This window comes from Sorangium sp. So ce185, from assembly GCF_051526825.1.
In the GTDB taxonomy this organism is placed as follows: Bacteria; Myxococcota_A; Polyangia; order Polyangiales; family Polyangiaceae; genus Sorangium; species Sorangium cellulosum_D.
Map to the genome: position 1 here is coordinate 10,168,253 of NZ_CP150316.1, position 18,020 is coordinate 10,186,272.

The following is an 18,020-nucleotide window of genomic DNA, read 5'->3' on the forward strand; positions in this document are numbered from 1 at the left end:
CCACCGCGGGCGGCGCCGGCCGGCGGGCGCCGCGACGCGCCCGGAGAGACCTGGTACCACGGTGGCCATGACCCGCTGGCAAGCGCTCCTCTCCTCCCCTCAGCGACGAGACGCAGAATCGACCGAGTGGCGGCCGCGCCTCTTCCGGCCGGCGCGCGAGGCGGACGCCGAGGCGCTCGAGCGCCTGCTGCGCGACGACGCGCGCGTCCGCGTCTTCGACGCGATCGACCGGCAGCTCGCGGATCTGGTCAAGACGCGCCACCCGAGCCGCACCCTCGATGCGCGCGAGATCGCGCGGCTCGTCGAGGAGCACCTCGGCGGCGCCCCGCGGGAGGCGTACGGCGTCTGGGTCCACTACCCGTGGTCGCACCGCCTCGTGCACCTGCTCGATGAGGCCGAGTTCGTCGAGCTCCGGACCAACCGCAACAAGTACAAGATCAGCGCCGAAGAGCAGGAGACGCTCGCGCGCCGGCGGATCGGCGTCGTCGGGCTCTCCGTCGGCCAGTCCGTGGCGCTCACCATCGCCCTCGAGCGGAGCGCCGGCGAGCTGCGCATCGCCGACTTCGACCACCTCGAGCTCTCGAACATGAACCGGATCCGGACCGGCGTGCACAACCTCGACGTGCCAAAGGCGGTCGCCACCGCGCGCGACATCGCCGAGATCGACCCGTTCTTCAAAGTAACGTGCTTTTCCGAAGGGGTCACTCCGGACAACGTCGATCGCTTCCTGCTCGGGCTCGGAGGGGACGAGGGCAAGCTCGATATCGTCGTGGAGGAGTGCGACAGCCTCGATATCAAGCTGGAGATCCGCTACCGGGCGCGCGCCCACCGCATACCGGTCGTGATGGACACGAGCGACCGGGGGCTCATCGACGTCGAGCGCTTCGACCTGGAGCCGGACCGGCCGATCCTCCACGGGCTCGTCGGCGACCTCAGGCCCGAGCGCATCCGCGGCCTGTCGACCGAGGACAAGGTGCCTTATGTGATGCAGATCATCGGGCAGGACACGCTCTCCGCGCGGTTCGGCGCCACGCTCATCGAGGTGCAGCAGACGGTGAGCACGTGGCCGCAGCTCGGCTCGGCGGTCGTCCACGGCGGGGCCGCGGCCGCGGACACGGCGCGCCGGATCGCCCTGGGGGAGCCGGTGCGGTCGGGCCGGTACTTCGTCGACCTGGAGCAGCTCATCGGCGGCCCCGAGGGCGACCCGCCCGCGCCGCCCGCGCCCGCGCCCGCGCCGCCCGCGCCGCGCGGCCCCGCGGCGCTCGCCCCCGCGGCGCTCGCGCTCCCGCGCGGCGGGGAGGCCGGCGCCGTCGCGCTCGATCCCGAGCGGCTCCGGCGGCTCGTCGGGGCCGGGATCGCGGCGCCCTCGGGCGGCAACTGCCAGCCCTGGCTCTGGGTCTACGAGGCGCGCCGCCTCGGGCTGTTCCACGACCGGGCGCGCTCCGAGTCGCTCGCCGATTTCCGAGGGGCGGGCGGCGTGGTCGCGCTCGGCGCGGCCGCCGAGAACGTCGTCCTCGCCGCCCACCGCGAGGGGCTCTCGGTGCGCCTCTCGCCCTTCCCGCTGGGCGGCGAGGACCTCGCGGCGACGTTCGACTTCTTCGACGCGCCGGTGAGCGGCGCGGAGGACCACGCGATGGACCCCCTCGCGGACGCCATCGGCCTCCGGCACACGAACCGGCGCCCCGGCGCGCGGGCGGCGCTCGCGGACGAGCACCGGGCCGCCCTCGCCGCGGCGGTCCGGTCCGTCCCGGGGGCGGACCTCCAGCTGCTCGAGTCGCCGGCGGCGCTCGACGAGATCGCCGCGCTGATCGGCGCGGGCGATCGCGTCCGGCTGCTCGCGCGGGGCACGCACGCCGACCTGATGAAGGAGATCCGCTGGACCGAGGCGGAGGCGGCGGCGCGCCGGGACGGCATCTTCGTCGGCTCGTTCGAGCTCTCGCCGGCCGATCTCGCGGGGTTCACGATGTGCCGGGACTTCCGCAAGATGGAGCTCGTGCGGCGCTGGGGCGGCGGCCGGGCGCTGGAGAAGACGGCGCGCAAGGCGATCGCCGGCGCGATGGCCGTCGCGCTGATCACGATGCCGCGCGCCGGGCTCGCGGACTACTTCCAGGGCGGCCGGGCCGTCGAGCGGGCGTGGCTCACCGCCGCGCAGCGGGGGATCGCCGTCTACCCGATGGCGACGCTGCCGTACCTGTTCGCGCGCCTGATCCGCGGCGGCGGCGAGGGGCTGGATCCGGAGACCGCGGCGGTCGCGCGGGAGCTCCGGGAGCGGTACGTCCGGCTGTTCGACGTCACCGACGCGACGGCGGAGGTCCTGCTGTTCCGCCTCTCGCTCGCGGGCCCGCCGTCGGCGCGCGCGCTCCGCCGCCCCCTCGAGGACGTGCTCGTCGTGCGCTGACCCGGGCCGCTCCGGCGGCCGCCCGCCTCACGGCGCGGCGCGGTCGCCGAGGAGCCAGGCGCGCGCGGCGCCCTCGTCCTTGAAGACCCGCACGAGGTCCGCGGTGCCCGCCTCCCGGGCGATGCGGGCCGCCTGCAGCGCGGCGAGGTCGCTCTGGACGAGCTCGGCGGTCCGGATCACCCCCAGCGCGGCCGACGTCGCCCCGATGTCGCGGAGGAGCTCGGTCGCCTCCTCGGAGGCGATGGAGAACCCCCGGAAGTCCACGAGGACGCGGATCCTCCGGCCGCAGAGCGAGCCGAGCGCCCTCCTGTACTCGGCGCCGTACGCGTGCGCCTCCTCCGCGCGCACGACGCCTTGCAACGTGACCTCGATGAGGGCGTTGATCCTGTCGATCTTGATACGGTACATGCCGCCTCGTGGGGGAGCTAAGACCGTAGCGCGCTGTCGCGGCGGAGCCAGCTCGCCAGCGCAACGCTCGCCTCGCGCTCGCGCTCGCGCTCGCGCTCGCGCTCGCGCCTGGCCCTGAGCCCTGAGCCCTGAGCCCTGAGTCTTGCGCGGCTAGCGCTGCACCTGCTTTGGCTCGGTGAGCTGGTAGACATGCTCGGCGAACGCCGGGACGAGCTCCCGGGCGACGATCCACAGCCGCCCTTCGCCGAGGTCGTTCAGGCCGGCGGGCCCGTCGTAGCTGAGCCTGCCGCGCTCGCCGAAGTAGATGAACGACGGCCGATCGTGGCTCCGGAACCAGCCGCACGCGGCGTCGATCAGCGGGGCGAAGGCGGCGTCGCCGCCGGGGCGCATGGGGACGAGGCGGACCGAGTCGAGCAGCCGGAAGAGGTTCGTGCCGAGCTCGCCGAGCTCGAGGACGGCGGCCGCCGCGGCCTCGCCGCGCTCGCGCGCGATGAAGATCGCGCGCTCCCGCTCGAGGCCGGCGCTGCGCCAGCGCTCGACGCAGGGGCCCATCGCGAGCCTGCCCGGCACGAGGTCGAGCGCCTCCGCGTACGGGCGCGGCGACGTCGCGCACAGCTGGCCGAGCAGCGCCGCCTGCTCCGACGGGGTCGCCTCGCCGATCTCGACGCCGCCCGCCCCGGAGGGCCCTCGGGGCAGCGCCGGGACGTCGACGCCCATCAGGCGGAACGGCAGCGAGAGCGCGAGCCCCGTCGCCTCGTGCCTGCGGGCGAAATCGAAGAACGACCGCTCGTTCCACGAGACGCGCGCCTCGGCGTAGACGATGACCCACCGGCACTCCGGGTCGGCCAGCGCGTACTCGCAGCAGCGCGTGAAGATGTCGCGGAGCACCTGGCGGGAGCTCAGGTTGGAGGCGCTCTTGGGCCGCTTCGCGAGCTGATGAAACATCCACGTGCCGTGGTAAGGCTTCATCACCGAGAAATTGCCCTCGATGCCGTGCTCGGAGAGGCAGGTGACGTTGTGCAGGAGGTGCGGCACCGCCGCGGCCCGCTGCGCCATCCTCATGAAGCTCGGCCGCATGGCCTCGAAGTTCTCCGGCCGCCGCCCGGAGAGGTTGAAGTAGCCCGACGAGGCGAAGAGGTCCCAGAACTCCGCCTGCCAGGCCGTCCCCCCGTAGGTGGTCGCGTGCAGGATGCGCGACACGAGCCGCAGCCAGCGCCGCTCGTCCTCGCGCTTCGCGGCGACGACGCGCACGTTGCAGAGCTGCCCGGCGCCGCCCTCGGCCGGGGACACCGACCGCACCTCGCCCTTCAGGTGGATCACCCCGTCGTCGCCGTCCGGGAGCTCCAGCGCGAGCTTGAGCCTGGGATCGAGCGGCGGCTGGCCCTCGCGGACCGCGAGCCGCAGGCTCGAGAACGACACGTCGACCACCTCGGCCACGACCGGCGGCAGGTGGAGCCACTCCGGGTGCAGGAAGCGCGCGGTGAGCTCGACCTCGACGCCTCGCTCGTGGAGGCTCTGCCGGAGGCGCTCCACGCGCGCCGGCAGCGCGGACACGATCTCGCCGGGGCGCACCTGCTCCGCCCGGATGTTGAACCGGAAGACGGAGCTGTGCCCGGCGATCTCGACCGGGGAGGCCTCGCTCCAGCCCTCGATGCCGAACCAGCGGACCGTCCCGACCCCCACCTCGCTGAGCATCACGCACAGGGACGGCGCGCTCTCGGCGGCGCGGCGGACGATGCCCTTCTTGCGCAGGAGGACGCCCAGGATGTCGCGCACCCGCCGCGGGTCGTCGATCACCTCGCGCACCTGCCCGGCCTCCGCGGCCGACGACCGGAAGAGGCTCGAGGCCGCGGCCTTCGCCGCCCCGGCGTCGACGAGGGCGCGCAGCGCCTCGCGGATCTGGCCGGTCGCGCGCGCGGAGAGCTCCTGGAACGAGAGCCCGATGAGCGGGCCCCGGAGGCCCATCGACTGCAGCACCAGGAGGGCGGGGATCGGGCCGATCTCGTCGCCGCGGAACGACAGGCGCACGAAGACCACGCTGCCGAAGGGGAACGACGTCTGATAATCGGGCTCGATCCAGGCGCCCATCGCGCCGAGCAGGACGACCGGGTAGCTCGGCTCGAGCCCCTCGATGCGCAGCCAGACCTCGTCGCCGTCCAGCCAGCACGCCTCCGGCGCCTCGACCGGCGGCTCGCCCTGCAAGCGCGCTCGCCCGAGCGACAACCCGTCAGCGCCGCCGCGGGCAGCCCAGCCCCCCTCCTGCCCGAATCCGATCTTCGGAACCAGCGTCACGAGGTCTTCCCCCCCTCCATGAGACTACCTGTTGCAGGTGGAGAACAGACGACCACGCCGCTTCGCCGGTGTGGCGAAAAGACACAGCGTCCCGCAGCGAGCTCGCCAACACCCCTCAGGAGCTCGCCTGGAAGCCAGGAAGGAGGCAGATCCACTTGATCGTACTTCCATATCATCTGTACCGGATCGCAACATCCTGCGTCAAGCGCCGGGCTTTTCAACGCCACGCCACGCCACGCCACGCCGCGCACGCGAGCGGCCACACCGACGCTGGCGGCGGCCCCGCGCCCTGGACGCGAGGGCAAGATCGCCCTGGAATTGGCCGGGGAGCGGGCCATCGAGGGACGACGTCGCGGGCGTTCGCGGCGCGTCATGCTACAAAGGGCCACCCCGATGCCCGACATGAGCGCCTTTCTGCACGCCGACGGCTGGATCACGCTCGCGACGCTCAGCGCGCTGGAAATCGTTCTTGGAATCGACAACATCGTCTTCCTTTCCATCATGACGGCGAAGCTGCCGCCCGAGCGGCAGCCGCTCGCGCGCCGCATCGGCCTCTTGCTCGCCCTCGGGATGCGGCTGCTCCTCCTGCTCGCGATCTCATGGGTCATGGGGCTCAAGGCGACCCTGTTCACCCTGTTCGGACACGGCTTCAGCGGTCGTGACCTGATCCTGCTCGGCGGCGGCGTGTTCCTGATCGGCAAGGCGACCCACGAGATGTTCGACAAGCTCGAGGTCGAAGATCACAAGGACGCGCCGTCGAAGGGCGGGGCGTCGTTCCCCTCCGTCATCGCGCAGATCGTGCTGCTCGACATCGTCTTTTCGCTCGACTCGGTCATCACCGCCGTCGGCATGGCGCAGCACATCTCGATCATGATGGTGGCCATGTTCATCGCGGTGGGCGTGATGCTCGTCTTCGCCGGCAAGATCGGCGCGTTCATCCACCGCCACCCGAGCATGAAGATCCTCGCGCTGAGCTTCCTGCTCCTCATCGGCGTCGTGCTGGTGGCCGACGGCATGGGTCAGCACATCAGCAAGGGCTACATCTACTTCGCCATGGCGTTCTCGCTCGGCGTCGAGCTCATCAACATGCGCCTCCGGCTCCGCCAGAAGCCCGTCCAGCTGCGCACGCGGATGGGGAGCTCCTCGGACCTCTTGCAGGCGCCCGGGCAGGCTCCTCCGGGTGGCTGAGGCCGCGCGGGGTCGTCCGCGGTGCGCCGGCGCGAGGGCGGAGATCGGGGTCGCCGGAGCGAGCTCCGGGAGAGCCTGTAAACAATTCGCACAGATGCGGTGTCCGAGGGTAGACGGCGAGAGCGGCCGGTCCCAGAAGTGACACCGGAGTTCTCCACCGAGGTGAGCGTGAGCGACGAGCAGGGAGACGCAGGACGGGGAAGGCGGCGGCGCGTCGTCGTCGTCGACGACGACGACGCGATCGTCGAGACGCTGGAAGAGGTGCTGCTGGCGGAGGGCTATGACGTCGAGGGGTACACCGATCCCCTGGAGGCCCTGGAGCGGCTGCGCTCCCAGGCCCTGCCGGACGTCATCATCCTCGACTGCGTGATGCCGTTTCTGGACGGGCCGCGCCTCCTGGAGACGCTCGTGGCCGAGGGGAGAGCGGCGCCGGTCGTGCTCGTGACCGCGCTCAGCGATCCCGGCTTCTGCATCGACCCGGACCACCCGGACGCGACGAGGATCATCAACAAGCCGTTCGACCTGGAGCAGCTGCTGGAGACGCTCGACGACCTCTCGAGCGCGCCCCCGGTGAGCGGGCCCGGGTCGCGGCGGCGCCCGCGGGCCTCGTCGACGCAGCAGACGTAGCGGCGCGGCGGCGTTCGCCGGCGCGGCGGCGTCCGGCGAGGCGCGCGGCGCGCGGCGCCGGCGCGCCTCGGCAGGCGGGGCTCAGGGCCGGGGGAGCGCCGCGGCGAGGCCGTGGACGACCTCGGCGCCGACGGGGACGGTGAGGCTCGCCCCCTGGAAGTCGCCGCCGATCGGCTCGTAGGAGCCGCCGAGGCACTGGGCGAGGAAGGTCTCCGCGATCGCGTTGAACGACATGGAGTTCTCCGGGCGGGCGAAGCCGTGGCCCTCGTCGGGATACAGCACGTAGGTCACCGGGATCCCCTTGCTCGTCATCGCCTTGACGATCTGATCGCTCTCGGCCTGCTTCACGCGCGGGTCGTTGGCGCCCTGGCCGATGAGGAGCGGCCGCTTGATCTGGTCGGCGCGGTAGAGCGGCGAGCGCAGGCGCAGGAGCTCGCGGCCCGCCTCGGTGCGGGGGTCGCCGACCCGCTTGGCGAAGAGCTCGAGCATCGGCGCCCAGTAGGGCGGGATCGACTCGAGCAGGGTCACGAGGTTCGACGGGCCGACGATGTCGACGCCGCAGGCGAAGGCCTCGGGCGTGAAGGTGAGGCCGACGAGCGTCGCGTAGCCGCCGTAGCTGCCGCCCATGATCGCCACGCGCTCCTTGTCGGCGATGCCCTGCGCGACCGACCAGGCCACCGCGTCGAGCAGGTCGTCGTGCATCTTGCCCGCCCACTCGAGATCGCCCGCGTTGACGAACCTCTTGCCGAAGCCCGTCGAGCCGCGGAAGTTGGGGCTCAGCACGGCGTAGCCGCGGTTCGCGAGCCACTGGTGCATCGGGTCGAGGCGGAAGGAGCTGCGCGCCCAGGGGCCGCCGTGGACGAGGAGCACCGTCGAGAGCGGCTTGTCCGGCTTGCCGTCCCCGTCGGGGTCGGCGGCGCGCGGCAGCGACAGGTAGCTCACGAGCTCGAGGCCGTCGCGCGCCTTGATGACGACGGGCCGCATCTTCACGAGCGGCTGCGACTCGAGCGCCGTCCGGTTCGTGAAGAGGAACGTCGCCTTCTTCGAGGGGCGATCGTAGAGGTAGTACCGGACCGGGCCGTCGGAGACGGTGTAACCGACGGTCCACCGCTTGTCGTCGAGCGAGCGGCTCAGCACCTCGAGGTCGCCGTCGGCGACCGCGCGGAGGGCGTCGAGGTCCGGCTGGAGGCTCTTGTCGACCACGTGCCAGCGCTTGCGCTCGTGCTCGGAGGCGGCAGCCTGCACCTTGCCGGTCGCCGGGTGGACGATCACGCCGCTGACATCGGCCTTCGCGTCCTCGGCGACCACCGAGGGCTTCGCGGTCCTCGGGTCGAGGGTGACGAGCGCGGCGGTGTCGCGGCCGCGGCTGTCCCGGAAATAGAGCGTCTTGCCGGTCGCGTCGAAGCCGATCGGCCCGCTCGTCGCGGCGTCCTCGTGCCCGAACGCGACGAAGGGCTTCGGCTCCTTGCCGGTGATGTCGAGGAGCTCCTGGCCTCCGTCGGCCGTCATCCGCAGCGCGAGCCGCGCCTTGAAGTCGTCGTCGGCGACGAACCCCGCGAACCCGTCGTTCTGCCGCACGAGCTTGCGCTCGCCGGTGCGCACGGAGACGCGGTAGAGGTCGTGGTGCTTCTTGTCCCGATCGTTCATGCCGATCAGGATCTCGTCCGGGATCTTCTTGCTCACCCCCTCGAACGTCGCGGAGATGCCCTCGAACGGCGTGAGGTCCTTGATCTGCCCGGTCTTGAGCTCGACGGCGTAGACATGCCAGTTCTCGTCGCCGCCCTTGTCCTGGCGGTAGAGGACGTAATCGCTCGTGTACGGGAACAGGAACGTGCGAACGCCGCGGGTCTTTTCCTTCGTGACCGCCTTGGCCGCCGACGGATCCGAGGCGGGGCCGACCCACAGGTTGAGCACGCCCTCCGAGGGGGCGAGGAACCCGAGCCGCTGGCCATCCGGGCTGATCTGGGGAGACGCGCGATCGGGGTTGCCGAAGAGGACGCGCCGCGGGAGGAGCGTCGCGTCGGCGCGCGGCGCGGCCTTCGCCGGCGCGGCGGGCGCCGCGGCGGCCGGGGCTGCCGGGGCCGGCGCGGCGGCCTGCTGGGGCGGCGCGGGCGCCGGCGCGGGAGCGCCGCCGCAGGCGAGCGGCGCGAGGAGGGGCAGCAGGAACAGCGATCGGAGCTTCTGGGGCAGGTCCATGGATTCACCCGAGGCGCGGAGCCCTCGGCGGCATTCCGCATGCGCCGCGCCCGCGCCCCGAGGGTCATACCGAGATCGCCGAGGCAGGTCTACGGCCCGCCGCGCGCGCCGCGCACCTCATGGCGATGCCCGATCGCCCGGCCCGCGGGGCGCGCCGGGCGGCTCGCTGCGGCGCCGTCGTGGTGGACGCGTCAGGCGGCTTGCTGCGGCGTCGAGGTGGTGGGCGCGCCGCGCGCGTCGAGCGCGAGCTTGCAGGACAGCCACCCGCGCACGAGCTCGAGGTGGCGCGCCTCGTGCTGCTCGGCCACGCGGAACTCGGCGACCATATCGTCCTGGCCGTACGCGGTCGCCAGATCGATGAGCATCCGCCAGCTGTCGTTGTCCGTGAGCTCGGCGACGAGCAGCGCCTGCAGGCTCTGTCCGAAGTTGATCCTCGGCTCGACGGCGACCGCGAGCACGCCGGCCGACGCCAGGCCGATCATGTCGGCGCTGGGCGTCATCGCGGTCGGATCGGCCCCGAGCCGCTCGATCGCGCGCTTCAGCAGCGCGAAGTGCCGGAGCTCGTCGTCGCGGATCGCCTCGAGATCCGCGCGCGTCGGGCCTCCCTCGAAGCCCCCCTCGGCGTCGTGCTTGGCGATCAGCGCCTCGTAGAGGCGCGTGCCCGAGCGCTCGAACTGGAGGCGCTCGCCGAGCTTGTCGATGAGGAGCGCCGGCGGCCTGCCCTGGATGAGCTCCCCGGCCGCCTTGACCATGCCCTTGAGGCTCACCGGCGGCGGCACGCTCCCGACCGTGCCCGACTCCCGCGCGTACTCGCTCCTGACCGCCGCGGCGTCGGCCTCGCTCCCGGAGGAGCTCGGCGGGATCGCCTGCGCGAACGCGATGAGCTCCTTGCTGTCGATGGGCGAGGTCGCGATGCCCGTGGTGTTGGTCCCGATCGTGATCTGCTTCATGGCGTCGCCTCCTTTTGTCCGTCGATCTTCTCGGCGCGCCGCGAGAGCTCGGTGCCGGGCGTGAACCGGTAGCCCGCGGCCACGATCTCGGAGGGCGAGCCGGCGGAGTTCATCTGCCGCCGATACGCGAGCGTCGCGGCGCTCTCCGGGACGACGGTCGGGTCGACGATCTGCTCGCCGACGGCGCGGAGGTGCACCTCCCGGGAGAGCACGTCGCGCACGAACTGGCGGTGGCTCTTGTGGGAGACCGGGTCCGGCAGCGAGGCGGGCAGGATCTCGGCCGCGTCGCGCCCCTCGAGCCGGTTGAAATGGTCGATGGCCACGTGGAGCTGCCCGAGCTCGTAATCGAGGAACCGCTCCCAGATCCGCTTGACGTGGGCGTTCTGCTCTTGCTGGAGGCAGCTCCAGTAGTTGTAGACCTCGTTGGCCTCGTGCAGGACCCACTTCTCGAGCCAGGTCTCCTCGGGGTTGATCATCGCCTCGTACTGGGTGACGTGCTGCTCCTCGATCGAGGCGATCTCGGCGTAGAGCAGCCGCGCCACCGGGTCGGCGAAGAACGGCCCGACGTTGACGTAGTAGTTGTGCGTCTGCTGCTCGGCGGCCATGATCGTGAGCGCGTTGAGCTTCGTGATCGGGCTCGCGGTCTCGCGGTCGTACGGCGCGCGCACGTCGTCCTCGGGGGCGCGGTGCTCCACCGCGGTGGGGCGACCCACGGTCACGTCGGTGTACGATTGCAGGAGGTTGTTCGCGTCCTTGCCTTCGAGGCGATCGAGGAGCGCCGAGTAGCGGTAGAGGTGGTCGTAGTCCTCGAGCATGCCGAAGCGGTAGACCTGCGCGAGGTACGGGTCGGGCTCCGACAGCGCGGCGTGCGCGGTGATCTCGATGGCGACCTGCTCGTATCCGATGGTGGTCTCGAGCGGCGACTGGTCCGGCGGGTTGAGCCAGTTCACCAGCGTGACCTGGTGGTGGTCGACGCGCCGCACCTGTGCGAGCACGCGGCGGAGATCCCGGTTCATGCGCGCGAAGCTGTGCAGGAACCGCACGCTCTCGAGCTCGATGCCGTTCATCAGGATGATGCGGACCCGGGTGAACGCGTCGTCGTCGAGCTTGCTGTACGGGACCTGGACGAGATCGCGCCAGCTGAACGACTGGCGGTCGAGCGGTATCCCCCGCTCTTTCAGGAGATCGAGAGCCATGTTGCCCCTCCTCGCGCGTCGCGCTCGTGCGCCGATGAGCGACCGCTGCGGCGGTACCTGAGGCCGCCCTCACCGCGGCGCAAGGATGGGCGGGTCCCGAGGGGCCGGGCCCCTCCGGGCGCCCCTGCCCGGCGGATCTGCGCGCCCCTGCCGCGCCGTGCTAGGAGCTCTCGTGATCTCGAGCAGCGTCCCCGATCTCCGGCTCCGCACCCGCAACGCGATGCCCGTCCGCGAGGACGGCGATTACGTGCTTTACTGGATGATCGCGAGTCGCCGGACCCGGTACAATTTCGGTCTCGAGCGCGCGGTCGCCTGGTCGCTGGCGCTCGATCGGCCGCTCGTGGTGCTGGAGGCGCTCCGGTGCGGCTACCGCTGGGCGAGCGACAGGCACCATCGCTTCGTGATCGACGGCATGGCCGACAACGCGCGCCGCCTCGCGGCGGCGGGCGTCCTCGCGCACCCGTACGTCGAGCCCGCCGCGGGGGCCGGCAAGGGCCTGCTCGGCGCGCTCGCGGCGCGGGCGTGCGTGGTCGTGACGGACGACTACCCGTGCTTCTTCCTCCCCCGGATGGTCGCCTCGGCCGCGCGGCAGGTGCCCGTCCGCCTGGAGCAGGTGGACTCGAACGGACTCCTGCCGATCCGCGCGGCCGATCGGGTGTTCACGACCGCGCGCTCGTTCCGCATCTTCTGGCAGCGGGTCATCGACGAGCACCTCGGCGCGCAGCCGGCGGTCGATCCGCTGAAGAAGGCGAGGCTCCGGCCGGCGTCGCCGCTCCCCCGCGCGATCGCGCGGCGGTGGCCGGCGGCCTCTCCGGCGCTGCTCGAGGGCGACCCTGCCGCGCTCGCCGCGCTCCCCATCGATCACACCGTCGCGCCGGTCTCGCGCCGGGGCGGCCCGGAGGCGGCCGGCGAGGAGCTCGCGCGCTTCGTCGCGGAGCGGCTCCCGCGCTACCTGGAGGGGCGCGATCACCCCGACGCCGGCGCGGCGAGCGGCCTGTCGCCGTACCTGCACTTCGGCCACCTCGGGGCGCACGAGGCCTTCGCCGCCGTCGCCCGGCGCGAGCGCTTCCGCGCCGAGCGGCTCGGCCGCCCCGAGGGCGGCGTCGTCAGGCCGAGCGGCAGCCGCGAGGGGTTCTGGGGGATGAGCGCCTCGGCCGAGGCGTTCCTCGAACAGCTCGTCACGTGGCGGGAGCTCGGGTTCAACGCCTTCGCGCTCGGGGCGAGCGAGGGAGACGGGCCGCGCCTCTCGTGGAAGCGCGACCCGACCGATTACGAGTCTCTCCCGGACTGGGCGCTCGCGACGCTGGCGAAGCACGAGCGCGACCGGCGCCCCCGCCTCTACCCGCTCGAGGCGCTCGCCGCCGGGGCCACCTACGATCGCATCTGGAACGCCTCGCAGGTCGAGCTCCTCCGCGAGGGTCGAATCCACAATTACCTGCGCATGCTCTGGGGCAAGAAGATCCTGGAGTGGTCGCGGACGCCGCGCGAGGCGCTCGAGGTGATGATCGAGCTCAACGACCGGTATGCGCTCGACGGCCGCGACCCGAACTCCACGTCGGGCATCTTCTGGGTGCTCGGCCGCTACGATCGGGCCTGGGGTCCGGAGCGGGAGATCTTCGGCACGATCCGTTACATGTCGTCCGAGAGCGCCGCCCGGAAGCTGCACCTCAAGGAGTACCTGGCGCGCTATGCGCGGTAGCGCGCGCGGCCACGCCGTCGCGGGCGGCCGGCGGCTCGTCTCCTGGGGCGCCTCCGGGGGCTGGGCGCCTCCGGGGGCGCGGGCGGAGGGCCGGGCGAGGCGGCGCGGTGTCCCGCGGGAGCGGGTCGCGGCCGGCGGCGCGCGCGGGAGCGGCCGCGCTGGACGCCGGCGGCGGGGGCGCGGGCGGGGGTGCACGCGGGGTTCGACGCGGCCGCCGAGGTGAGCTATCGAGCGGGCGTGGAACTCCTCCGTGAATTTTTCAGCAGGCTGAGGGAGCTCGAGTCGCTCCTCGAGTGGGGCGGCTACCCCGTCCTGATGATCATCATCTTTGCCGAGACGGGGCTGCTCATCGGGTTCTTCCTTCCGGGGGACTCGCTGCTCGTCACGGCCGGGGTGCTCGTCAATGCGGGGCTCATCAACCCACTCAATCTGACGAACTTCCAGAACCTGCTCCTGATGAACGTCACGCTGATGACGATGGCGATCGTCGGCGACGCGGTGGGCTTCTCGATCGGGCGGCGCGCCGGGCCGAAGATCTTCACGCGCGAGCAATCGCTCCTGTTCCGCAAAGATCACCTGATCGCGACGCAGAAGTTCTACGAGAAGCACGGCGGCAAGACGATCATCCTCGCGCGCTTCATGCCGTTTGCCCGGACGTTCGCTCCGGTGGTGGCGGGCGTGGGGCAGATGGCGTACCGGCGCTTCGCGATGTTCAATGTGGTGGGCGGCGTGCTCTGGGTCTTCTCGATGACCTTCCTCGGGTACTTCCTGGGCAAGGTCTTCGACGCGAAGCAGATCGAGCGGGTCGTCTATCTGATCATCTTCGTCTCGGTGGCGCCCGTCATCTTCGGGGCCATCAAGCACCGGCTCCAGCAGAAGAAGGCCGCCGAGCGGCTCGGGACCGAGCCGTAGGCGCTTTCTGCTTCAGAAGATTTCGACGGCGTCAAGCGCAAAACGCACCGGCTACCCGCTCGGCGTGGCAGGCCAGCTCGATGCCTGGCCCCGGGTCGAACGACGCCATCACGCCCCTGCTGAGCCAGGTCTGTCCAGGGCAGCTCCACGGCAATTCACGACGGCTTGACGAGCAGGTCCACGCGATCAGCGTCGAAGCGCCGCCGTCGCCGCACGCCGCCGCGGTTCTCCACCGGCGCCACCGGCTCGCTGTCGCCGATCACGACCTCGGACGTCTCGCTGCCGGCGTCGACAACACCGCCCTCGGCTTGGAGCTGAGGGCAGCGGTCGAGGTCGAGCCGTGGGCGATCGCGGACCGCTACAGGTCAAGGAGCGCAAGCATCGCCTGGACGCGGTGATAGCCGCTGCCCGCCCGGAGCGCCCGACGATCCGGACGTGCTGGAGCCAGAACTCATACATGCTGACCGGCAGCACCTCGGTAGGCACCGACCCGTCGCGTCCCGCTGAGGGGGCGCGCGGTCGGGTCGATAACCTAAAAGAGTGCATTCGACAGGTGGTAGATCGTGCCCGAAGCACTCGTGCCGATCACGGCGGGGCTGTTCGAACTGGTGCAAGCTGACTGCTCGGCTTCGTCGGTAGCATCAGCGTCGATCGCGCAACCGAGTGGAATCTCGGTCATGGCCAGCATAAAACAGCAATACCTGCAACATAATTCACAACTCATTCCACCAAAGCGCCAGCGCATTGCAAAGGCAATCTTTGAGTGCAAACATCCACCGTGACTGCACACGCCGCCGCACGTTGGGCGATTCGGTATGGAGGCATCTGAGCATCTGGATGAATTTCCTGTCGGCATCCAAAGAGCTGGCCGTTCATTAAAGCAATCAATGATCCACACCACCGCAGGACCATTTACAATATGAGACCGCCCCGCCTGTAGCACAGGCGTTGCCAATTGGAGAACCTGTGAGATACTACAAATCAACAATTTGGCCTGTCGCGCTGTACGCGATTGGGTGCGCGCAGATTATCGATGCAGACTGGGACAAATACTACAGATTTGAACCAGAGAGGTCAGGAACCGATGTAGGAGGTGGAGCATCTTCGAGCAGCGCCACAACTGGTCCAGGCGGCGGAGAGGGAGGCAAGGGCTCATGCGAAGGCCTCGAGTGCCAGCAGGTCCAATGCGAGAACGGGCAGAAGACCACGGTGAGCGGCACCGTCTACGACCCTTCGGGCAAATTGCCCCTCTACAACGTGATTGTCTACATACCCAATGCACCGATCGACTTCCTCACCGACGGCGCGACCTGCGATCAATGCAGCGCGACGCTGTCGGGCTCGCCCATCGTGACGGCGTTGACCGATACGAAAGGGAACTTCGTCCTGGAGGACGTGCCGGTCGGCGAGGACATCCCGCTCGTCGTCCAGGTGGGCAAGTGGCGGCGCGAGCTCACGCTCCCATCGGTCGAGAAATGCAAGGACACCGCGACGGAGGCCGGGACCATCCGGCTGCCGCGCAACCAGGCGGAGGGGCACATCCCCAAGATCGCCCTCACGACGGGCGGCGGCGATCCGTTCGAGTGCCTGCTGCACAAGCTCGGGATCGACGAGAGCGAGTTCACGCCGGAGACCGGGACGGGGCGGATCAACCTGTTCGCTGGCCGCGGCGACGCGGGGCACCCCGTGACGACGCGGTATGCGGACGGCCTCAATCAAGGCGTGGAGTTCACGTCGGCCACGAGCCTCTGGGGGACGGTCGATACCCTGCGCCAGTACGACATGGTGATCCTCGCCTGCGAAGCCGATCCATACGCTGCGGACAAGCCGGAGACGGCGCGCCAGGCCTTGTTCGATTACACCTCGCTCGGCGGGCGCGTGTTCGCCTCCCACTGGCACAACTACTGGCTGAAGCGGGGGCCGGATCCGTTCCCGGACACAGCGGTCTGGGACAACATCAACGAGGACCCGGTGAGCCCCCTCACAGCGCTCGTGGACACCACGCTTCCGAAGGGGCAGGCCCTGGCGGACTGGCTCGTCAACGTCGGCGCCTCGACCGAGCACGGCGAGATCGTGATCAACGGGGCGCAACACACGGTGAACGGCGTGACCGAGGGCATCTCGACCCGGTGGATCTATTACAACGAGCCCGCGCCGGCAGGCGTCCAGTACTTCACGTTCAACACGCCCATCGGCGTCGACGAAGATCAGCAGTGCGGACGCCTGGTGTTCACAGACATCCATGTCTCCGCGGGAGACGTCACGGGCCCGCCCTTCCCGGAGGGGTGTTCCACGGACGAGCTGACCCCGCAGGAGAAGGCGCTGCTCTTCATGCTGTTCGACCTGTCGTCCTGCATCGTGCCCGACGACGAGGTGCCGCAGGTTCCTCTTTCCGTCTCGCAGTGACGTGCCTCTCGAGCTCACCGGACGGCTGGCATGGTGATACTAACCCCGGGCGATCTCGCCACGCAGGACGCGGGACCCACTAGCGATCGAGGTTCACCCCGGACCCGCACGCGATTCGGCCCGCCTCTTGTATTTCATCCCGCCAGGTGGCTACCATCACGTCCCGCCATGCCGCAGCAGCCCGCCGTCCCTTCCGGTGTCCCCGTACCCGGCGACGTCCTCGCGGGCAAGTACCGCATCGAGCGCGTCCTCGGCGCGGGCGGCATGGGCGTGGTCCTCGCGGCGTGGCACCTCGTCCTGGAGCGCCGCGTCGCCGTCAAGTTCCTCCTCCCCGAGGCCGCCGCGCTTCCAGACGCCAGCGCCCGCTTCCTCCGCGAGGCCCGCGCCGCAGCCGCCCTCGACGGACAGCACATCGCGCGCGTCCTCGACGTCGGCACGCTGGACTCGGGCGCGGCGTACATGGTGCTGGAGCACCTGGTCGGCGACGATCTCGGCCACGTGCTCCAGACCCGCGGCCCCCTCCCGCTCGCCGAGGCGGCCGACTACCTCCTTCAGGCCTGCGAGGCCATCGCCGAGGCCCACGCTCGCGGCATCATCCACCGCGACCTCAAGCCGAAGAACCTCTTCCTCACCCGCCGCCCCGACGGAACTCCCCTCCTCAAGGTCCTCGACTTCGGCCTGTCGAAGTTCGTCGCCACCGGCGATTCCGTCAAGGAGGCGAGCCTGACGGCGACCGGCCTCATCATGGGCTCCATCCATTACATGTCGCCCGAGCAGATCCGCAGCCTGAAGTTCGCGCATGTGCGCACGGACATCTGGGCCCTCGGCGTGATCCTGTATCGCATGCTCACGGGGCGGCACCCGTTCGAGGGCGACAGCGTCACCGCGGTCACGGCGGCCATCATGATGGACACGCCCGTCTCCGTCACGGTGCTGCGGCCGGACGTGCCCCCGGCCGTCGCGGCGCTCGTGAGCCGCTGCCTCGTGAAGGACCCGAACGCCCGCGTCCAGAGCGTGACCGAGATCGCCCGCGTACTTGCTCCGTTCGGGACGCACCGCGCGAGGCTCGCGTTCGAGAGCATCGATCGGCTGCTGCCGGAGCCTGCGCCCCGCGCTGGCTCCTCGCCGACCGTGGCCGCGCCCAGCACGTTCGGCACGTCGTCGCCCTCGTGGGTCGTCGCGCCCGAGCCCGCGACGACGGCGCCCATGCCAGCTCCTCCTCCGGGCACGCCGTCGTCGCCCGGCAGCGAGGCGGCGCACGCGACGCTGCCCCATGCCTCCTGGGGCAATACCACGCGGACCCGCACGCCGCGGAGTCGCGTGGCGCTGCTCACCGGCGCTGCCGGCGTGTGTTTGCTGGCCGGGTTCGTCCTTGCGTGGCGGCTTTCGCCGAGCGGACCCGCGGACCGCAGCGCGCCCGTGACATCGATTGCAGCGCCGGAGCCCCCGTCGGCGTCGCCCGGCGCAGCCGGCGTGGTGACAGTGATAACACCTGTTGCCGGCCCCGCTGCGACTGCGACCCCTGAGCCTGGGTCCAGCGCAGCACCGGTCGCGAGCCCTTCCGCGGAAGTTAGCGCGAGGCCCACAGAACCTCCCGCAGCCCAGCCGAAGCCGAGCGCGACCGCCGCGCTGCCGAAGCCGAGCGCGACCGCCGTGCCGCCGCGCAAGCAGCCGCCACCGCGCGGCGGCACGAGCAAGGAACCCGACGTGTGGGACCAATGGGATTGATGCGAACGACCTACCTTGCC

The 18,020-nt window shown here is 71.0% G+C and carries 13 protein-coding genes; 8 read left to right on the plus strand and 5 right to left on the minus strand.

Annotated elements, in window-relative coordinates; all coding sequences use genetic code 11:
- Window positions 1–67 precede the first annotated feature (67 nt).
- On the plus strand, window positions 68–2,398 hold the full coding sequence (locus tag WMF26_RS37365; protein WP_437996612.1) for an Rv1355c family protein: 2,331 nt from the start codon (window positions 68–70) through the stop codon (window positions 2,396–2,398).
- 27 nt (window positions 2,399–2,425) lie between these two features.
- Here WMF26_RS37365 and WMF26_RS37370 read toward each other — a convergent pair whose 3' ends face one another.
- Window positions 2,426–2,806: an STAS/SEC14 domain-containing protein gene (locus tag WMF26_RS37370; RefSeq protein WP_437950895.1), complete on the minus strand. Its 381-nt coding sequence runs from the start codon at window positions 2,804–2,806 to the stop codon at window positions 2,426–2,428.
- Between the two features lie 150 nt (window positions 2,807–2,956).
- Window positions 2,957–5,098: a hypothetical protein gene (locus WMF26_RS37375; RefSeq protein ID WP_437996613.1), complete on the minus strand. Its 2,142-nt coding sequence runs from the start codon at window positions 5,096–5,098 to the stop codon at window positions 2,957–2,959.
- Between the two features lie 402 nt (window positions 5,099–5,500).
- Between WMF26_RS37375 and WMF26_RS37380 the strand changes: the two genes are divergently transcribed.
- Together WMF26_RS37380 and WMF26_RS37385 are read left to right on the plus strand one after the other, a co-directional pair.
- Entirely contained in the window at window positions 5,501–6,286 is a 786-nt protein-coding gene (locus WMF26_RS37380) for a TerC family protein (RefSeq protein ID WP_061624282.1), read from the plus strand.
- Window positions 6,287–6,454: 168 nt separating this feature from the next.
- On the plus strand, window positions 6,455–6,913 hold the full coding sequence (locus tag WMF26_RS37385) for a response regulator (RefSeq protein WP_437950897.1): 459 nt from the start codon (window positions 6,455–6,457) through the stop codon (window positions 6,911–6,913).
- Between the two features lie 81 nt (window positions 6,914–6,994).
- On the opposite strand, the gene WMF26_RS37390 is transcribed toward WMF26_RS37385, so the two are convergent.
- From WMF26_RS37390 to WMF26_RS37400, 3 genes are all read right to left on the minus strand, one after another.
- Window positions 6,995–9,109, minus strand: a complete 2,115-nt coding sequence (locus WMF26_RS37390) for a S9 family peptidase (RefSeq protein WP_437996614.1) — start codon at window positions 9,107–9,109, stop codon at window positions 6,995–6,997.
- 191 nt (window positions 9,110–9,300) lie between these two features.
- Window positions 9,301–10,059, minus strand: coding sequence for a ferritin-like domain-containing protein (locus WMF26_RS37395; protein WP_437996615.1), 759 nt, complete (start codon window positions 10,057–10,059; stop codon window positions 9,301–9,303).
- Window positions 10,056–11,255, minus strand: coding sequence for a hypothetical protein (locus tag WMF26_RS37400; RefSeq protein WP_437996616.1), 1,200 nt, complete (start codon window positions 11,253–11,255; stop codon window positions 10,056–10,058). Before WMF26_RS37400 ends, WMF26_RS37395 begins: the two co-directional genes overlap by 4 nt.
- A gap of 172 nt (window positions 11,256–11,427) precedes the next feature.
- Here WMF26_RS37400 and WMF26_RS37405 point away from each other — a divergent pair, with 172 nt between their 5' ends.
- The 5 genes from WMF26_RS37405 to WMF26_RS37425 all read left to right on the plus strand — a co-directional run bounded on the left by WMF26_RS37405 (window position 11,428) and on the right by WMF26_RS37425 (window position 18,000).
- Complete coding sequence (locus tag WMF26_RS37405; RefSeq protein ID WP_437996617.1) at window positions 11,428–12,954, plus strand: deoxyribodipyrimidine photolyase; 1,527 nt, start codon at window positions 11,428–11,430, stop codon at window positions 12,952–12,954.
- A 237-nt stretch (window positions 12,955–13,191) separates the two neighbouring features.
- Window positions 13,192–13,866 carry a VTT domain-containing protein gene (locus WMF26_RS37410; protein WP_236644151.1) on the plus strand — a complete coding sequence of 225 codons (675 nt, stop codon included), beginning with the start codon at window positions 13,192–13,194 and terminating at the stop codon, window positions 13,864–13,866.
- Between the two features lie 563 nt (window positions 13,867–14,429).
- Window positions 14,430–14,648: a hypothetical protein gene (locus WMF26_RS37415; RefSeq protein WP_437996618.1), complete on the plus strand. Its 219-nt coding sequence runs from the start codon at window positions 14,430–14,432 to the stop codon at window positions 14,646–14,648.
- A 427-nt stretch (window positions 14,649–15,075) separates the two neighbouring features.
- Window positions 15,076–16,272, plus strand: a complete 1,197-nt coding sequence (locus tag WMF26_RS37420) for a carboxypeptidase regulatory-like domain-containing protein (protein ID WP_437996619.1) — start codon at window positions 15,076–15,078, stop codon at window positions 16,270–16,272.
- 168 nt (window positions 16,273–16,440) lie between these two features.
- On the plus strand, window positions 16,441–18,000 hold the full coding sequence (locus WMF26_RS37425; protein WP_437996620.1) for a protein kinase domain-containing protein: 1,560 nt from the start codon (window positions 16,441–16,443) through the stop codon (window positions 17,998–18,000).
- The last annotated feature ends 20 nt before the right edge of the window (window positions 18,001–18,020 follow it).